At 73.9% G+C, this 16554-nt stretch carries 15 protein-coding genes; 12 read left to right on the plus strand and 3 right to left on the minus strand.

All coding sequences use genetic code 11. The features are described 5' to 3' along the window. The 9 genes from O7599_RS36020 (at window position 1) to ung (ending at window position 10809) form a co-directional block, all read left to right on the plus strand. Window positions 1–2142 (plus strand): glycoside hydrolase family 3 N-terminal domain-containing protein, encoded by a 2142-nt coding sequence (locus tag O7599_RS36020; protein ID WP_281619807.1) that lies wholly within the window; start codon window positions 1–3, stop codon window positions 2140–2142. 36 nt (window positions 2143–2178) lie between these two features. Continuing rightward, the gene (locus O7599_RS36025) at window positions 2179–3615 is read left to right on the plus strand and encodes a sulfatase (protein ID WP_281619808.1); all 1437 of its coding nucleotides are present in this window, start codon (window positions 2179–2181) and stop codon (window positions 3613–3615) included. Further along, window positions 3612–5201, plus strand: a complete 1590-nt coding sequence (locus tag O7599_RS36030; RefSeq protein WP_281619809.1) for an alpha-amylase family glycosyl hydrolase — start codon at window positions 3612–3614, stop codon at window positions 5199–5201. The genes O7599_RS36025 and O7599_RS36030 overlap by 4 nt, the downstream gene beginning before the upstream one ends. Window positions 5202–5377: 176 nt before the next feature. Next, window positions 5378–6202, plus strand: coding sequence for a HipA family kinase (locus O7599_RS36035; protein WP_348652642.1), 825 nt, complete (start codon window positions 5378–5380; stop codon window positions 6200–6202). Then, complete coding sequence (locus O7599_RS36040; protein WP_281619811.1) at window positions 6199–6591, plus strand: DUF3037 domain-containing protein; 393 nt, start codon at window positions 6199–6201, stop codon at window positions 6589–6591. The genes O7599_RS36035 and O7599_RS36040 overlap by 4 nt, the downstream gene beginning before the upstream one ends. A 163-nt stretch (window positions 6592–6754) precedes the next feature. Next, complete coding sequence (gene fabG / locus O7599_RS36045; RefSeq protein ID WP_281619812.1) at window positions 6755–7513, plus strand: 3-oxoacyl-ACP reductase FabG; 759 nt, start codon at window positions 6755–6757, stop codon at window positions 7511–7513. Between the two features lie 17 nt (window positions 7514–7530). After that, window positions 7531–8325 carry an SDR family oxidoreductase gene (locus O7599_RS36050; RefSeq protein WP_281619813.1) on the plus strand — a complete coding sequence of 265 codons (795 nt, stop codon included), beginning with the start codon at window positions 7531–7533 and terminating at the stop codon, window positions 8323–8325. 128 nt (window positions 8326–8453) lie between these two features. Next, entirely contained in the window at window positions 8454–10034 is a 1581-nt protein-coding gene (locus O7599_RS36055) for an ABC transporter substrate-binding protein (protein WP_281619814.1), read from the plus strand. Between the two features lie 94 nt (window positions 10035–10128). After that, on the plus strand, window positions 10129–10809 hold the full coding sequence (gene ung, locus O7599_RS36060; protein ID WP_281623659.1) for a uracil-DNA glycosylase: 681 nt from the start codon (window positions 10129–10131) through the stop codon (window positions 10807–10809). A 58-nt stretch (window positions 10810–10867) separates the two neighbouring features. Here ung and O7599_RS36065 read toward each other — a convergent pair whose 3' ends face one another. Both O7599_RS36065 and O7599_RS36070 read right to left on the minus strand, forming a co-directional pair. Continuing rightward, window positions 10868–11350: a hypothetical protein gene (locus O7599_RS36065; protein ID WP_281619815.1), complete on the minus strand. Its 483-nt coding sequence runs from the start codon at window positions 11348–11350 to the stop codon at window positions 10868–10870. An 85-nt stretch (window positions 11351–11435) separates the two neighbouring features. Next, window positions 11436–12074 (minus strand): TetR family transcriptional regulator, encoded by a 639-nt coding sequence (locus O7599_RS36070; protein WP_281619816.1) that lies wholly within the window; start codon window positions 12072–12074, stop codon window positions 11436–11438. 98 nt (window positions 12075–12172) lie between these two features. Between O7599_RS36070 and O7599_RS36075 the strand changes: the two genes are divergently transcribed. From O7599_RS36075 to O7599_RS36085, 3 genes are all read left to right on the plus strand, one after another. Then, window positions 12173–13390 (plus strand): FAD-dependent monooxygenase, encoded by a 1218-nt coding sequence (locus O7599_RS36075; protein WP_281619817.1) that lies wholly within the window; start codon window positions 12173–12175, stop codon window positions 13388–13390. A gap of 80 nt (window positions 13391–13470) precedes the next feature. Beyond that, entirely contained in the window at window positions 13471–14373 is a 903-nt protein-coding gene (locus O7599_RS36080; RefSeq protein ID WP_281623660.1) for a Gfo/Idh/MocA family oxidoreductase, read from the plus strand. A 106-nt stretch (window positions 14374–14479) separates the two neighbouring features. Continuing rightward, window positions 14480–15649, plus strand: coding sequence for a CapA family protein (locus tag O7599_RS36085; protein WP_281619818.1), 1170 nt, complete (start codon window positions 14480–14482; stop codon window positions 15647–15649). Window positions 15650–15662: 13 nt separating this feature from the next. On the opposite strand, the gene O7599_RS36090 is transcribed toward O7599_RS36085, so the two are convergent. Then, window positions 15663–16532, minus strand: a complete 870-nt coding sequence (locus O7599_RS36090) for an undecaprenyl-diphosphate phosphatase (RefSeq protein WP_281619819.1) — start codon at window positions 16530–16532, stop codon at window positions 15663–15665. Between the last annotated feature and the right edge of the window lie 22 nt (window positions 16533–16554).

Here is a 16554-nt window from a genome sequence, read left to right on the forward strand (position 1 = left end):
ATGCGCGGACCGCACGAAGACAAGGTCAAGGACCTGCTCGGCAGGATGACCGTCGAGGAGAAGCTGGGCCAGCTCCAGCAGCTCACCTGGACCGGGGCGACGGGGCCCGGGGGCGGCCAGACGGCGGAGGTCGAGCGCGCGGCCCGGGCCGGCCTGCTCGGCTCGGTACTCAACCTGCACGGGGCGAAGCACACCAACGAGCTGCAGCGCATGGCCGTGACGGAGTCCCGGCTGGGGATCCCGCTGCTGTTCGCCCAGGACGTCATCCACGGCTTCTGGACCACCTTCCCCATCCCGCTCGCCCAGGCCGCCGCGTTCGACCCGGCGGTCGTCGTCAGCGACGCACGGGTGTCGGCCAGGGAGGCCCGCTCCAACGGAGTGCGCTGGACCTTCTCGCCGATGATGGACGTCACCCACGACCCCCGATGGGGCCGGATCGCGGAGAGTTGCGGAGAGGACCCCTACCTCAACGCCGTCCTCGCGGTCGCCAAGGTCCGGGGCTACCAGGGCGACGACCCGGACGATCTCACCGCGGCCGACACCCTCGCGGCGTGCGCCAAGCACTTCGTGGCGTACGGCGGCGCCGAGGGCGGGCGCGACTACAACACCGTCGACGTCTCCGAGCAGCGGCTGCGCAACCACTACCTGCCGCCGTTCAAGGCGGCCGTGGACGCCGGGGTGGCCACGGTGATGGCGGCCTTCAACACCGTCAGCGGGGTCCCGGCGCACGGCAACCCGCACACCCTGACCGGCATCCTCAAGGAGGAGTGGGGCTTCGACGGGCTCGTCGTCAGCGACTACACCGGCGTCGAGGAGCTGATCGCGCACGGCTACGCGGCGGACGGCCCCGACGCCGGCCGGCTGGCTCTCACGGCAGGCGTCGACATGGAGATGGTCAGCACCCGCATCGCCGGCCACGGCGCGCAGTTGCTCGGCGAGGGGCGGATCACCGCGGACCGGATCGACGACGCGGTCGCGCGGGTGCTGCACCTGAAGTTCGCGCTGGGCCTCTTCGACGACCCGTACACGGACGAGAGCGCCGCCGTCGACGCGCCGACACCCGCGTCCCGCGCGGCGGCGCGGGAGGCCGCGGCCCGCTCCATGGTGCTGATGAAGAACGACGGCGTCCTCCCGCTGGACCCCGGTCTCGGCTCCGTCGCCGTGGTCGGCCCCTTCGCCGACTCCACCGACCTGCACGGCACCTGGGCAGGACCCGGCTGCCGGCGGTTCCCCTCGGTCAGCGTGCTCGACGCCGTACGCGCCGCCGCCCCGGGCGCGCGGGTCGCCCACGCCGGAGCGGAACCGGCGCAGGCGGCGTCCGCCGCCCGGGCCGCCGACGTCACGGTCGTCGTGGTCGGCGAGGACCCGGAGCTGAGCGGCGAGGCCGCCGCGCGCAGCGACATCGCGCTGCCCGCGGGACAGCGCGAGCTGATCGCCGCGGTCGCGGCGACCGGCAGGCCGTTCGCCGTCGTGCTGGTCAACGGCCGGCCGCTGACGATCGGGGACTGGGCAGACGAGGTCCCGGCGCTGCTGGAGGCGTGGCACCCGGGCATCGAGGCCGGGAACGCCGTCGCGGACGTCCTGTTCGGCGCGGTCAACCCCGGCGGCAAGCTGCCGGTGACCTTCCCCCGCTCCGTCGGGCAGATCCCCGTCTACTACAACCGGGAGAACACCGGCCGCCCGTACGACCCGGACGAGAAGTACACGTCCAAGTACCTCGACCTGGCCGACGGACCCCGGTTCCCCTTCGGCCACGGCCTCAGCTACACCGAGTTCAGCACCGGAGACCCGAGCCTCGGCCGGGACACGGTCACGGCGGAGGCGCTGGAGCGGGGCGAGCGTGTGGAGGTCGAGGTCGCCGTCGCCAACACCGGTGACCGCGCGGGCGAGGAGGTCGTCCAGCTCTACGTGCACGATCCGGTGGCGAGTATCGTCCAGCCCCTGCGGCGGCTGCGCGGCTTCGCCCGCGTCGCGCTCGGCCCGGGCGAGAGCTGCACCGTGCGTTTTACCCTCGGAGCCGAGGACCTCGGGTTCTGGACCAACGACGCGGCCGGACGGCACGTCGTCGAGCCGGGCCGGATCGACCTCTACGCCGGTACGAGTTCCCTGACCGAGGCCCGCTGCACGCTCGTGATCGCCTGAGGCGCACGGCCCCGCCACCCACGGAGGTTCACCACCATGACCGCGCCCCGGCGGCCCAACATCATCCTCTTCATGACCGACGACCACGCCCCCGCGGCCATCGGCGCCTACGGCAGCGTGATCAACAAAACCCCCGCGGTCGACCGGCTCGCCGCCGAGGGCGCCGTCTTCGAGAACGCCTTCTGCACCAACGCGATCTGCTCCCCGGCCCGCGCGACCCTGCTGACCGGCACGTACAGCCACGTCAACGGCATGACGTCGCTCGAAGGGCCCACCCACAAGTTCGACGCCGCGCAGCCGTCGTTTCCCCGGATGCTCCAGGAGGCCGGCTACCAGACGGCCATCGTCGGCAAGTGGCACCTCGGACACGGCGAGGGACACGACCCGGAGGGCTTCGACTACTGGGAGATCCTGCCGGAGCACGGCGTCTACCACGACCCGGACTTCCTGAGCGCCGAGGGACGCAGGACGTACCCTGGATACGTCACCGACGTCATCACGGACCTGGCCCTGAACTGGCTGGACCGGCGGGACCCTGACAAGCCGTTCTGCCTGCTCGTCCAGCACAAGGCGCCGCACCGGGCGTTCGAGCCCGCGGAGCGCCACCGCAGCCTCTACGCGCACGAGGACATACCCGCGCCGCCCACCCTCCACGACGACCTCGCCGGCCGCGCCCCCGCGGCCCGCGAGGCCGAGATGACCATGGAGGACCTCACCGCGGAGGACCTCAAGGGGGAGCCGGTGCCGCCGGGGCTGTCACCGCGGCAGGAGCGCGAGTGGCGCTACCAGCGCTACATCAAGGACTACCTCCGCGTCATCGCTGCCCTCGACGAGAACGTCGGCCGGGTGCTGCACTACCTCGACGTCAGCGGACTGGACGCCGCCACCGCCGTCGCGTACACCTCCGACCACGGCTTCTTCCTCGGCGAGCACGGCTGGTTCGACAAGCGCTTCATGTACGAGGAGGGCATGCGCATCCCGCTCGTCGTCCGCTGGCCGGGCCGGATCGAGGCCGGCGTCCGGCGGCGCGAACTGGTGGCGAACGTCGACTTCGCCCCCACCCTGCTGGATCTGGCCGGAGTGCCCGCGCACCCGCGGATGCAGGGGCACTCGCTCGTGCCGCTCATGCTCGGCGAGAAGCCCGCGCGCTGGCGGGACGCGGTCTACTACCGCTACTACATGCACCTGGACGTCTGCCACAACGTCCAGGCCAGCTACGGCATCCGCACCGAAAGGCACAAGCTCATCCACTACCCCGGCCACGGTTCCGGCGCCGACGGCGCCAAGGACACGCCGCGCCCCGCCGCCTGGGAGCTCTTCGACCTCGCGGCCGACCCCCACGAGCTGCGCAACCTCTACGACGATCCGCACTACGCCGACGTCGTCCGCGAGCTCACCGACCGGCTCGCCGCGCTGCAACGCGACTTCGGCGACACCCCGGCCGGCCGGCTGCCCGCGGGAGCGGCCGCATGACCCCGCCGGCCTGGCTGGCGGACGCCGTCCTGTACCAGATCTACCCGCAGAGCTTCGCCGACTCCGACGGCGACGGCATCGGCGACCTCGCCGGCATCGAGCAGAAGCTGGACCACCTGGCCTGGCTGGGCGTCAACACCGTCTGGCTCAACCCCTGCTTCGCCTCACCGTTCCACGACGCCGGCTACGACGTGGCCGACTACTACACCGTCGCACCCCGCTACGGCACCGACGAGGACCTGGCGGCGCTCGTCGACAGCGCAGGACGGCGCGGCATCCGGGTACTGCTCGATTTGGTCGCGGGACACACCTCCGACCGGCACCCCTGGTTCACCGCCTCCGCCGGCGACCCCGGCGACCACCGCTACATCTGGGCCCCCGAGGGCCCGCGCCCGGAGGGCTTCGAGCCCTCACCGGGCACCCGCGCCGGCTGGTACAAGCCGAACTTCTTCCCCAGCCAGCCGGCCCTGAACTTCGGCTACGCGCGCACCGACCCCGCCGAGCCGTGGCGCGTGCCGGTCGACGCCGAGGGCCCGCGCGCCAACCGGCGGGCCCTGCGCGACATCATGGACCACTGGCTGCGTCTGGGCCTGGCCGGCTTCCGGGTGGACATGGCCGCCTCCCTGGTCAAGGACGACCCCGGGCACGCGGAGACGGCGAAGCTGTGGACCGAGCTGCGCGGCTGGCTGGACGCGGCGCATCCGCGGGCCGCCCTCCTGGCGGAGTGGGGCGACCCGGGGACGTCCGTCCCGGCAGGCTTCCACGGCGACTTCTTCCTGCAGTTCGGCGGCGAAGACAACGGCCTGCCCCTGCGCTCGCTCTGGCACAACGGGAGCGGCACGGTCAACGAGGAATGGGGCCCGGCGAGCGCCTACTTCGACGCCGAAGGCACGGGCACCCCGCAGACGTTCCTGGACGGCTGGCGAGCCGCGACCGAGTCGATGGGCGACGCCGGCTTCGCCGTCCTGCCCACGTCCAACCACGACTTCTCCCGGCTGGCCTGCGGGCCGCGTACGGCCGAGCAGTTGCCCGCCGCGTTCGTGTTCCAGCTCACCTGGCCCACCCTGCCGGCGATCCACTACGGCGACGAGATCGGCATGCGCTACGTACCCGGCCTGCCCGACCACGAGGGCAGCGTCCTCGGCCCGCGCTACAACCGGGCGGGTTCGCGCACCCCCATGCAGTGGGACGACGGTGTGAACGCGGGCTTCTCCTCCGCCCCCGCCGACCGGCTGTACCTCCCGCTCGACCCGGACCCGGACCGCCCCACCGTGGCCGCCCAGCGTGCCGACGAGGGCTCCCTGCTGCACCTGGTGCGGCGGCTGATCGCCCTGCGCAGGGCAGCCCCCGAACTGGGCAGCGCCGGCCGGGCGGAGGTGTGGCACGCCGGGTATCCGCTGGTCTACGTCCGCGGCGGGAGGTACCTGGTGGTGGTCAACCCGGGGCGGGCCCCCGCCACGGCCACCATGCCGGCGGACGTGCGCTGCACCGCGCTGGAGGCGTCCGGCGTCACCGTCGGGGACGGCGGCGACATCGGGGCGGCGGGCTTCGGCTACGGGGTGTTCGAGCTCTCGGAGCCGGTCTGACCGCCGCCGGCCGCCTCACCGCCGTCCGGTGGGGCGTCAGCCGGGCATTCTTCGCGGGCCATCACCCTCGGTTACTATGCTCACTTCATGCCGGAGGCGGGCGGCCGACGTTCTCGTTCTGCTCCGGGCACCCCCTCCGCCGATTGCGAGGCTGACACGTTGGACGGCCCGGGATGATGCTGCGAGAAGTCACCGCGACCCGCTACGTCACACCGCTGCGGGAAGGCGGATCGCTCCCCGGCGTCGTCGAGGCGGACGACCTCGGCACCTACGTGATGAAGTTCACCGGCGCCGGCCAGGGGCGCAAGGCGCTGGTCGCCGAGGTGATCAGCGGGGTCCTGGCCCGGCGGCTGGGGCTACGGGTGCCGGAGCTCGTGGGGCTCCAGCTCGACCCCGTCATCGGCCGCGCCGAGCCGGACGAGGAGGTCCAGGCGCTGCTGAAGGCCAGCGGGGGACTCAACCTCGGCATGGACTTCCTGCCCGGCTCGCTCGGCTTCGACCCGCTGGCCTTCCGGGTCGACGCCGCGGAGGCCGGCCGGGTGGTGTGGTTCGACGCGCTGGTCGGCAACGTCGACCGGTCGTGGCGCAACCCCAACATGCTGGTCTGGCACGGCGACCTGTGGCTCATCGACCACGGCGCCACCCTCATCTGGCACCACAACTGGCCCTCCGCCGAGGCCGCGGCCGACAAGCCGTACGACGCCTCCGACCACGCGCTCGCCGCCTTCGGCCCGGACGTGGCCGCCGCGGCGGCGGAGCTGGCGCCGCGGGTGACCGCCGAGTTGCTGGCCGAGGCGGTGGCCGAGGTGCCGGAGGAGTGGCTGGACGGCGAGCCGGGGTTCGGCTCCCCGGCCGAGGTGCGCGCCGCGTACGTCGGGACGCTGGCCGCCCGCGCCCCCCGGGTGCACGAGCGGATCGTGGTGGGCGAGCGCAGCGCGGACAGGCCGTCGAAGGCGCCGGAGTGGCTGAGGGCCAGGCCGTCGCGGAAGGAGACGCGATGAGCGGGCGCGAGGTCTTCGAGTACGCGCTGCTGCGCGTCGTGCCGCGGATCGAACGCGGCGAGCAGATCAACGCCGGAGTCCTGGTGTACTGCCGGGCGCACTCGTACCTGTGCGCACGCACCCACCTGGACGAGCGCCGGCTGCTCGCGCTCGACCCGGACGCGGACGTCGCGGGCGTACGGGCCGCGCTGCGCGCGGTGGAGGAGCTGGGCTGCGGCGGTGCGCGGGCCGGCCAGGCGGCCGGGGACGACGTCGGGCGGCGCTTCCGCTGGCTCGTCGCGCCGCGCAGCACGGTGGTGCAGCCGGGGCCGGTGCACTCGGGCCTGACCGAGGACCCCGGGGCGGAGGCGGAGCGGCTGCTGGGGCTGCTGGTGCGCGTACCCGCGTGACACGTCGTACGGGCCGGCGCGAACCCGCGTACGGGCACCACCGGCGGTGCCCCGTTGACAGGGCGGGGCCGGACTTCTAGCGTCACCTGCCTACGTACTAAGCGGTTGCTCACCGATCGTCGGGCGCCACCCCGGCCCCAGCCAGCGCGAGGAGAACACCAGGATGTCCACCACCGGAAGGGTCGCGATCGTCACCGGCGGCGCGCGCGGTATCGGCGCCGCCACCGCCGTCCGCCTGGCCCGCGAGGGGCGCGCCGTCGCCGTGCTCGACCTCGACGAGGGCGCCTGCGCGGAGACCGTCGGGAAGGTCACCGCCGCCGGCGGCACCGCCCTGGCCGTCGGCTGCGACGTCTCCGACGCCGCCGCCGTCGAGGCCGCCGTCGCCCGCGTCCACGCCGAGCTCGGCCCGCCCGTCATCCTGGTCAACAACGCCGGCGTGCTCCGCGACAACCTGCTGTTCAAGATGAGCGAGGACGACTGGGACACGGTCATGAACGTGCACCTGCGCGGCGCGTTCCTGATGTCCCGGGCCTGCCAGAAGCACATGGTCGACGCCGGCTTCGGCCGTATCGTCAACCTCTCCAGCAGCTCCGCGCTCGGCAACCGCGGCCAGGTCAACTACTCCGCGGCCAAGGCGGGCCTGCAGGGCTTCACCAAGACCCTCGCGCACGAGCTGGGCAAGTTCGGCGTCACCGCCAACGCCGTCGCGCCCGGCTTCATCGCCACCGAGATGACCGCGCAGACCGCCGCCCGGGTCGGCATGGACTTCGCCGACTTCCAGGCCGCGGCGGCCTCCCAGATCCCCGTCCGGCGCGTCGGGCAGACGGAGGACGTGGCCGGCGCGATCGCGTTCTTCGCGGGCGACGACGCCGGGTTCGTCTCCGGCCAGGTGCTGTACGTGGCCGGCGGGCCGCTCGACTGAGGCCGGAGGACGAGGACATGACGCAGCAGGAGAGCGCCGACGCGGCGGCCGGCGAGGCGCAGGGTGCGGAGAGCGGGCGGGTCGCCCTGGTCACCGGCGCCAGCCGCGGCATCGGCTACGGCATCGCGGAAGCCCTGGTCGCCCGCGGCCACCGGGTGTGCATCACCGGCCGCGGCGAGGAGGCGCTGAAGGAGGCGGTGGCGCGGCTCGGCGCCGGCCGCGTCATCGGCGTGGCCGGCAAGGCCCACGACGAGGCGCACCAGGCCGAGGCGGTGGCGCGCACCATGGAGGCGTTCGGCCGGGTGGACCACCTGGTCAACAACGCCGGCACCAACCCCGTGTTCGGTCCCATCGCGGACGTCGACCTGAACGCGGTGCGCAAGGTCTACGAGACGAACGTCCTGTCCGCCCTGGGCTTCGCCCAGCAGACGTACCGGGCGTGGCAGCGCGAGAACGGCGGCGCGATCCTCAACGTCTCCTCCGTCGCCGGCCTCTCGGCCTCGCCGTTCGTCGGCGCGTACGGGATGAGCAAGGCCGCGATGATCAACCTGACCATGCAGCTCGCGCACGAGTTCGCGCCCCTGGTCCGGGTCAACGCCATCGCGCCCGGGGTGGTGAAGACGAAGTTCGCGGTCGCCCTCTACGAGGGCCGCGAGGAGGAGGCCGCCGCCGGCTACCCGCTGGGCCGGCTCGGGGTGCCGGAGGACATCGGCGGCGCCGCCGCGTTCCTCCTCTCCGACGAGGCCGGCTGGATCACCGGGCAGACGCTCGCCATCGAGGGCGGGATCTTCCTCAACGCCGGCTGGAGCTGAACCGGAAACCACACGCGTCACAGGTGTTCCCCCGGGTCACAGCGCTGTCCCGGGGGATCCGTGATCGACCGGCCGTGGGGTAGGGTCTGCGCACCCCATCGAACAGGTGCAAGGAGGGGGACAGGCACGTGTTCTTTCGGTCGGGCCCGCGGCGGGTCGCCGCGGTGCTGATACCCGTCTCGATGCTGGCAGGGTGCGGCACCCTGGCGGCGTCGGACGACGACGAGCGGCACATCGACGTGGGTACGACGAGCGCGCCCAGCACGCTCGACCCGGCCGCCGCCTGGGACGGCAGTTGGGAGCTGTACCGCAACGTCTACCAGACGCTCATGCACTACGCCGGCACCAGCACGGTGCCGCAGCCCGACGCGGCCGAGAGCTGCGGTTTCACCGGGGCCGACAGCCGCACGTACCGCTGCAGGCTGCGCGCGGACCTCACCTTCTCCAACGGCAACCCGCTCGACGCCGCGGCCGTCAAGCACTCCTTCGACCGGGTGCTCGCCATCAACGCGGAGACCGGCCCCGCGGGACTGCTGGAGAGTCTGGAGAGGGTCGAGACCGAAGGCGACCGGACCGTCACCTTCCACCTCAAGCGACCCGACGCCACCTTCCCGTTCATCCTCGCCGCGCCGGCCACCTCGCTCGTCGACCCCGAGACGTACCCGGCGGACGAGCTGGCCGAGGACGGCGTCCTCGTCGGCTCCGGGCCGTACACGCTCGCGTCGTACGAGAAGGGGGCGCGGGCCGAGCTGGAGCGCAACGACGGCTATCGCGGCGACGCGGAGATGCGCAACGACTCGGTCGGCATCCGCTACTTCGGCGACTCCGACGCGATGACCGACGCGCTCAAGAGGGGCGACATCGACGTCACCTACCGCGGGCTGCCGCCGGACCGGGTGCCGGAGCTGGAGAAGACGGCGGACGAGAAGGGCGCCATCGCACTCAGCCGGGTGGTCCTGCCGGAGATCCACTACCTGGTCTTCAACCCCGAGCACGAGTACGCCGACAGCCTCGCCGTGCGGCAGGCCGTCGCCCAGGTGATCGACCGGGACGCGCTCGTACGCAAGGTCTACGGCCGCACCGCGGAGCCGCTGTACTCGATGATCCCGCGCGGCATCACCGGCCACACCACCCCGTTCTTCGACCGCTACGGCGAGCCGGACCCCGAGGCCGCGGCGGTGACGCTGCAGGCGGCGGGGATCACCGGGCCCGTGCCGCTGACGCTCTGGTACACCACCGACCGGTACGGCTCGGTGACGGCGCGGGAGTTCGCGGAGCTGGAGCGGCAACTGGAGGCCAGCGGGCTGTTCGAGGTCACGGTCAAGGGCCGCAAGTGGGAGCAGTTCGCCGCCGCGTACAACAAGGGCGAGTACCCGGTCTTCGGCCGTGGCTGGTCCCCCGACTTCCCCGACCCGGACAACTACATCGCCCCCTTCACGGGCGAGCGCAACGCCCTCGGCACGCCGTACGAGAACACCGAGATCACCGACGAGCTGCTGCCCACCTCGCGCCGGGAGGCGGACCGGGCCGGGGTGAACGAGCAGTTCGCGCGGGCGCAGGACATCCTCGCCGAGGACGCGCGGCTGCTGCCGCTGTGGCAGGCCCGGCAGTACATCGCCGCGGACGACGACGTCGCCGGGGTGGAGTGGAGCCTGGACGCCTCGACGATCATGCGGATGTGGGAGCTGTACAAGAAGACCAGTTGGTAGGGGCGTTGTCGGTGCCCGCCGGTACTGTCGGCTGCGCAACGACCCGCTGAACCGATCTTCTGCACCGACCGGAGGTCCCTCACCCGTGTCCCCGATGCTGCCCCCGTCCTGGCAGGACGCCCTGGGCAAGGAGCTGGAAAAGCCCTACTTCACGCGTCTGGAGTCGTTCGTCGAACAGGAGCGCGCCGACGGGCCCGTCTACCCGCCGGACGAGGAGGTCTTCGCCGCCCTCGACGCCACGCCGTACGACCGGGTGAAGGTGCTCGTCCTCGGCCAGGACCCGTACCACGGGGCGGGGCAGGGACACGGGCTGTGCTTCTCGGTGCGGCCGGGGGTGCGCGTCCCGCCGTCCCTGCGGAACATCTTCAAGGAGCTGCGCGACGACCTCGGCCACCCGGTGCCGGACAACGGGTATCTGATGCCGTGGGCCGAGCAGGGCGTGCTCCTGCTGAACGCGGTGCTGACGGTGCGGGAGGGCGAGGCGAACTCGCACAAGGGCCGGGGCTGGGAGGAGTTCACCGACGCGGTCATCCGCGCCGTGGCCCAGCGGTCGGACCCGGCGGTGTTCGTGCTCTGGGGGGCGTACGCGCGCAAGAAGCTGCCGCTCATCGACACCGACCGGCACGTGGTGGTCCAGGGGGCGCACCCCTCGCCGCTGTCGGCGAAGAAGTTCTTCGGCTCGCGGCCGTTCTCGCAGATCGACGCGGCGGTGGCGGCGCAGGGGCACACGCCGGTCGACTGGCGGATCCCGGACCTGGCCGCGGGTGACGGCTGAGGCAGGTCCCGGGGACCCGCCCCGCCGGTACGGTCCGGGCGCTGCCGGGGCGTAGCGCCTACCGCTCGAAGTACTCCGCGCACGCCGCCGCCTGACGGCTGCCGGGAGCCCAGCGGCCGTAGTCCCCGGCGACGGCGCACACGTCGACGGCCCCGCCGGTGGCGACGGCCGGAGCGGACGGCGGGGCGGGCTGTGCCGTACGGGCCGGGCGTGCCGGCGCCGGGCGGAGGGCCGGCGGCTCCGGCGCCGGAGGCGGTCCGTCCGATGCGGGTGCGTCCGGCCGCGCCCGGCCCGAGGAGGGTGCCGGTTCCGGTGTCGTGCGCCGCGGCGGCGGCACCGGGCCGATGGTCGCCAGCTCCTCCCGCCCCGGCAGCGGGGACGCGGCCGGTCCGGGTTCGGCCGGAGCCGGCCACCCGGCGCCCGGGCCGTGGGGGGTGCCGGCGCCGCCGCCGGGGTCGGGGGAGACGGCGACGCAGCCGGCGACGGCGGCGAGCGTCGTGAGGCCGGTCAGCAGGGCGCCGGCCGCGGGAGTGGAGTGCACCCCGCAACCCTGCTGTGCCCGGCGCCGCCCCGGTACTCCCCGCAGGAGTGACGCAAGCCCCGCGAGGTTGCCGTGCGCGCCGGCCTCAGCCGCCGAGCATGCCGCGCAGCAGGTCCTCGTACCCCGCGCGCAGCCGTGCCCTGCTCGGCGTGCGCGACCCTCTGACCCGGCCCGCGGTGTGCAGGAACATCATGCCGTCCGTCCAGGCGATCAGATCCTGCGCGTGCCGTTCGGGGTCGGCCGATCCCCAGGCCGCGAGCAGTCCGTGCGCGGCGTCGCCGAACGTGGCACCCGCCCGGTCGTAGATCGCCCGCAGCTCGGGGCGCCGGGTGGCCTCCAGCGCCAGCTCGTAGCGGGCCACGAGCAGGGTGCGGTGCCGGGTGAGGAAGCGGTGCAGCAGACCGGCCAGGGCGTCGGCCAGCGGCCCGGGATCCGTGCCCGACAGGGGCAGGTCGCCGATGCCGAGCACCCTGCCCTCGCGCTCCGCGAGGCGCTGGATGGTGAGTTCGAGGAGGGCGGCGCGAGTGCGGGCACGGTTGGACGTGGAGCCCTGCGGCAGGCCGGCGGCCTCGTCCACGGCGCGGTGGGTCAGACCTCGCATGCCGCGCTCGGCGAGCAGTGCGATGGCCGCGTCGGCGATGACCTCCTGCCGGGACGCCGAGGACGCGGCGGGTGCGGCGGACGTGGACGGTCCGGCGGCGGGCAGGGCGTTCGGGTCGGACACGGCCCCAACCTATCGCCTCCGCGGGCCGTCACTACATCCGTAGTGCTGCCGTGTTACTCTCGGCCGTGTAACTACAGGTGTAGTCCCAGGAGGCTCCCGTGAAACAGCCGCGCGCCCTCGTCATCGGCTCCGGCCCCGGCGGGCTCACGGCCGCCGCCGCACTGCATCGCCGCGGCTGGTCCGTCACCGTGCTGGAGCGGGTCGCCTCGATCGAGCCCGTCGGCGCGGCGATCTCCCTCGCCGCCAACGCCCAGCGCGCCCTGGACGCCATCGGCGTCGGCGACGCCGTGCGCGACCTCGCCGCCTGGGAGGGGAGCGGCGGGCTGCGTACGCCCGACGGGCGCTGGCTCTCCCGCACCGACGCCGACGCCGTGGCCGAGCGGTTCGGCGGCGGCGTCGCGCTCGTGCACCGCGCGGACCTCGCCGCGCTGCTCGCCGCCCGGCTGCCGGCCGGCGCGCTGCGCACCGAAGTCCCCGCGGAGGTCGAGGACCCCGGCGGACCCGGCTGCCCCGCGCGCGTCGCGGTGCCGGACGGGGTCATGGAGGCCGAACTCGTGGTCGCCGCCGACGGCATCGGCTCCGCCGCACGCCGCGCCCTCTTCCCCGAGCACCCCGGCCCCGCGTTCGCGGGCTTCACCACCTGGCGGCTCGTGCTGCCCGTGAGTCCCGCCGCCTTCGCCCCGCACGAGACCTGGGGCCGCGGGGAGCTGTGGGGATCGCAGCCCCTCGCGGACGGCCGCGTGTACGCCTACGCCACGGCTGTCGTGCCCGAGGGCCGGGTCTCTCCGGGCGGTGAACTCGCCGAACTGCGCCGCCGCTTCGCCGGCTGGCACGATCCGGTGCCCGCCATCCTGGCCGCCGCGGAACCCGGCCAGGTGCTGCGCCACGACGTGCGCTGGCTGGAAGAGCCGCTGCCCGCCTTCCACCTGGGCCGCGTCGCGCTCCTCGGCGACGCCGCCCACGCCATGACCCCGAACCTCGGCCAGGGCGGCAACCAGGCCATCGAGGACGGCGTCGTCCTCGCCCACCACGCCGCCGCCGACCCCACCGCCGTACCCGGGGCCCTGGAGCGCTACACCCGCGACCGCCTCCCGCGCACCCGCGCCGTGGCGCTGCGCTCCGCCCGCGCCGGCCGGCTGATCAACCTGACCGGACCGCTCGCCGTCCGCACCCGCAACGCCCTGATCCGCGGTGTCGGGCTGCTCGGCCCCCGCGTCGTGCTGCGCGGGCTGGACGGCGTCGCGGACTGGGAGCCGCCCGCCGCCGGCGCCGACCCGGGCGGCCCGTATGCTTCCCCCGCACGGGCGGCGCCCTGACGCGGGTACTCCTGCCGCGGGGGCGGCCCGCCGGGCGAAGGCTGCGGACGGGAGCGGACATGACCACGGGCGCCACGCCCCTGAAGGCCGGCGTGATCGGGCTCGGCGACATCGCGCGGAAGGCGTACCTGCCGGTGCTCGCCTCGCTGCCCGGCGTGGAGCCGCACCTGTACACCCGCACGCCCGCCACCCTCGCCCGCGTCGCCGGCGCCCACCGCATCCCGCCCGACCAGCGCCACCGCGATTTCGACGCGCTGCTCGCGGCCGGCCTCGACGCCGCGTTCGTGCACGCACCGACCGCCGCGCACGTCGAGCTGGCCAGCGCGCTGCTGGAGGCGGACGTCCCCGTCTACGTCGACAAGCCGCTGGCGTACGACCTCGCCGGCGCCGAACGCCTGGTACGGCTCGCGGACGAGCGCCGCGTCTCGCTGATGACCGGCTTCAACCGCCGCCACGCGCCCGGCTACCTCCAGTGCCTGGAGCACCCGCGCGAGCTGATCCTCCTGCAGAAGCACCGCGTCGGGCTGCCCGAGGACCCCCGCACGATGGTCTTCGACGACTTCATACACGTCGTCGACACGCTGCGCTTCCTCGCCCCCGGCCCCGTCGAGGACGTCGGCGTGCGCGCCCGGGTCCGCGACGGGCTCCTGCACCACGTCGTCCTGCAGTTGTCCGGCGACGGGTTCACCGCCGTCGGCGCGATGAACAGGCTGTCGGGCTCCGCCGAGGAGATCCTCGAAGTGTCCGGCCAGGACACCAAGCGCGAGGTCCGCAACCTCGCCGAGGTGGTGGACCACAAGGGCCAGCCCAGCGTGCGGCGGCGCGGCGACTGGGTGCCGGTGGCGCGGCAGCGCGGCATCGAGCAGGCCGTGCTGGTGTTCCTGGACGCGATACGGGCGGGGGAGCTCCTGAGCGCGCGGGACGCGCTCGCCACCCACGAGCTGTGCGAGCGGATCGTCGGCGCGGTGGGCCGCTCGGGTTGATTCCCTCACCCGTACGCCGGGCCTGACCGGAGCAATGAGCAGAAAATCATAAGAAAAAGGGCAAGCTCGTTCCCGTTCGTGCTCCGACCGTACGAAGGGGGCGCCCATGCCCCGGCGCCGCACCCGGCTCACCGCAGCCGCAGGCACCGCCACCGCGTTCGCCGCCGCCGCGGCGCTCCTCGCCGCGGGCTGCGCCCCGGCCGACCCCTCCGCCGCGCCCGCCGCGGCCGGACCCGGGCCCGAAGCCCGGCCGTTCACGCTGCTGGCGACCGGCGACGTCATCCCGTACCCCTCGATCATGGAGCAGGCGGCCGAGGACGGCGGGGGCGAGGACCACGACTTCCGGCCCATGTTCGCCGCCGTTGCGCCCACCGTGGCCGCGGCCGACCTCGCGCTGTGCCACCTGGAGACCCCCCTCGGGCCGCCGGAGGGGCCCTTCACCGGCTACCCGTCGTTCCAGTCCCCGCCCGGGCTCGCCGCCGCGCTGCGCGACGTCGGCTACGACGGCTGCTCCACCGCCTCCAACCACGCGCTCGACTCCGGCGCCGACGGCGTACGCCGCACCCTCGACGCCCTCGACGGCGCCGGCCTGCACTACGCCGGCACCGGCCGCACCCGCGCCGAGTCCGCCCGCCCCGCCCTGCTGCGCGCCGGCGGCGCCCGGGTCGCCCACCTCTCGTACACCTACGGCAGCAACGCCGCCGTCCCCGCCGACGCACCCTGGTCCGTCAGGCTTCTCGACCCCCGTGAGGTCGTCGCCGACGCCCGCGCCGCCCGCCGGGCGGGGGCCGACGTGGTCGTCGTCAGCGTGCACTGGGGAACCGAGTGGCAGCAGGAGCCGGACGCCGCCCAGCGGCGCCTCGCCGACCGGCTGACGCGCTCGCGCAGCGCCGGACGCAAGGACGTCGACCTGATCGTCGGCACCCACAACCACGTGCCGCAGCCGTACGAGAAGGTCAACGGCACCTGGGTCGTCTACGGCCTCGGCGACCAGGTCGCGAGCTTCATCCCGTCGATGTACCGCGGCAACGAGGGCTCCGCGGCCCGCTTCACCTTCACCCCCGCCCGCGACGGCTGGCACGTGACCCGCGCGGAGTTCCTCGCCCAGCACGCGGACACCGGGCCGCCGTTCCGGGTGGTGCCGGCGACACCGGAGAGGTTTCCGGAGGTCCACGCGCGGGTGCGCGCCGCCGTCCTCAGCCGCGGCGCGGCGGCGGACGGCCTGACCGAGGCGTCCTTCTCCACCGGGAGGGAAGACGACGCGGACGGCCGCTGACGGGCCCGGCGCCTCAGTGTGCGGAGTCGCCGGCCTCCGGGTCCAGCGCGCCCCCCGCGACGAGGGCGAAGATCAGGATCCCGAGCAGCACGCGGTAGATGACGAAGGGCGCGAAGCTGCGGGTCGTGATGAACTTCATGAACCACGCGATGACGGCATATCCGACGACGAAGGCGATGAGCGTGGCGACCACGGTCCCGCCCCAGTTCATGTGCGTCGCCCCGGGGACCTCCTTGAGCTCGAACAGCCCGGAGGCGAGCACCGCGGGGATGGCCAGCAGAAACGAGTAACGGGCCGCGGCCTCGCGGCTGTAGTTCAGGAACAGGCCGCCGGTGATCGTCGCGCCCGAGCGGGAGACGCCCGGCACCAGCGCGAGCGCCTGGGCGAGGCCGAAGAGCAGCCCGTCGCGGGTGTTGAGGTCCTTGAGTTCCTTCCGCTGCACCACCGCCCGGTGCCGGCCGCCGCCGCCGGAGGCGCGCCAGTCGGCGAAGCCGAGGATCAGGCCCATCACGATCAGCGTGGTGGCGATCAGCCGCAGATCGCGGAACGGGCCCTCGATCGACTCCTGGAACGTCAGCCCCAGCACCCCGATGGGGATCGAGCCGACGATCACCAGCCAGCCCATCTTCGCGTCGTGGTCGGAGCGCATCGCCTTGTCCGTCAGCGAGCGGAACCAGGCGGAGACGATCCGCGCGATGTCCTTGCGGAAGTAGATCAGCACGGCGGTCTCCGTGCCGATCTGGGTGATCGCCGTGAAGGCCGCGCCCGGGTCCTCCCAGCCGGCGAAGGCCGCCGTGAGCCGGAGGTGGGCGCTGGAGGAGATCGGCAGGAATTCCGTCAGCCCTTGGACGAGTCCGAGGATGACTGCTTCGAACCAGCTCATACGGGGCTGCACATGTCCTTGA

The sequence above is a fragment of the Streptomyces sp. WMMC500 genome, assembly GCF_027497195.1.
In the GTDB taxonomy this organism is placed as follows: domain Bacteria; phylum Actinomycetota; class Actinomycetes; order Streptomycetales; family Streptomycetaceae; genus Streptomyces.

Excerpts from the sequence above, each read along its gene's own strand:
- O7599_RS36090 (WP_281619819.1), bottom strand. The coding sequence starts at position 16,532 with ATGAGCTGGTTCGAAGCAGTCATCCTCGGACTCGTCCAAGGGCTGACG.
- O7599_RS36030 (WP_281619809.1), top strand. The coding sequence starts at position 3,612 with ATGACCCCGCCGGCCTGGCTGGCGGACGCCGTCCTGTACCAGATCTAC.
- O7599_RS36085 (WP_281619818.1), top strand. The coding sequence starts at position 14,480 with ATGCCCCGGCGCCGCACCCGGCTCACCGCAGCCGCAGGCACCGCCACC.
- O7599_RS36050 (WP_281619813.1), top strand. The coding sequence starts at position 7,531 with ATGACGCAGCAGGAGAGCGCCGACGCGGCGGCCGGCGAGGCGCAGGGT.
- O7599_RS36035 (WP_348652642.1), top strand. The coding sequence starts at position 5,378 with ATGCTGCGAGAAGTCACCGCGACCCGCTACGTCACACCGCTGCGGGAA.
- O7599_RS36040 (WP_281619811.1), top strand. The coding sequence starts at position 6,199 with ATGAGCGGGCGCGAGGTCTTCGAGTACGCGCTGCTGCGCGTCGTGCCG.
- O7599_RS36025 (WP_281619808.1), top strand. The coding sequence starts at position 2,179 with ATGACCGCGCCCCGGCGGCCCAACATCATCCTCTTCATGACCGACGAC.
- O7599_RS36020 (WP_281619807.1), top strand. The coding sequence starts at position 1 with ATGCGCGGACCGCACGAAGACAAGGTCAAGGACCTGCTCGGCAGGATG.
- ung (WP_281623659.1), top strand. The coding sequence starts at position 10,129 with ATGCTGCCCCCGTCCTGGCAGGACGCCCTGGGCAAGGAGCTGGAAAAG.
- fabG (WP_281619812.1), top strand. The coding sequence starts at position 6,755 with ATGTCCACCACCGGAAGGGTCGCGATCGTCACCGGCGGCGCGCGCGGT.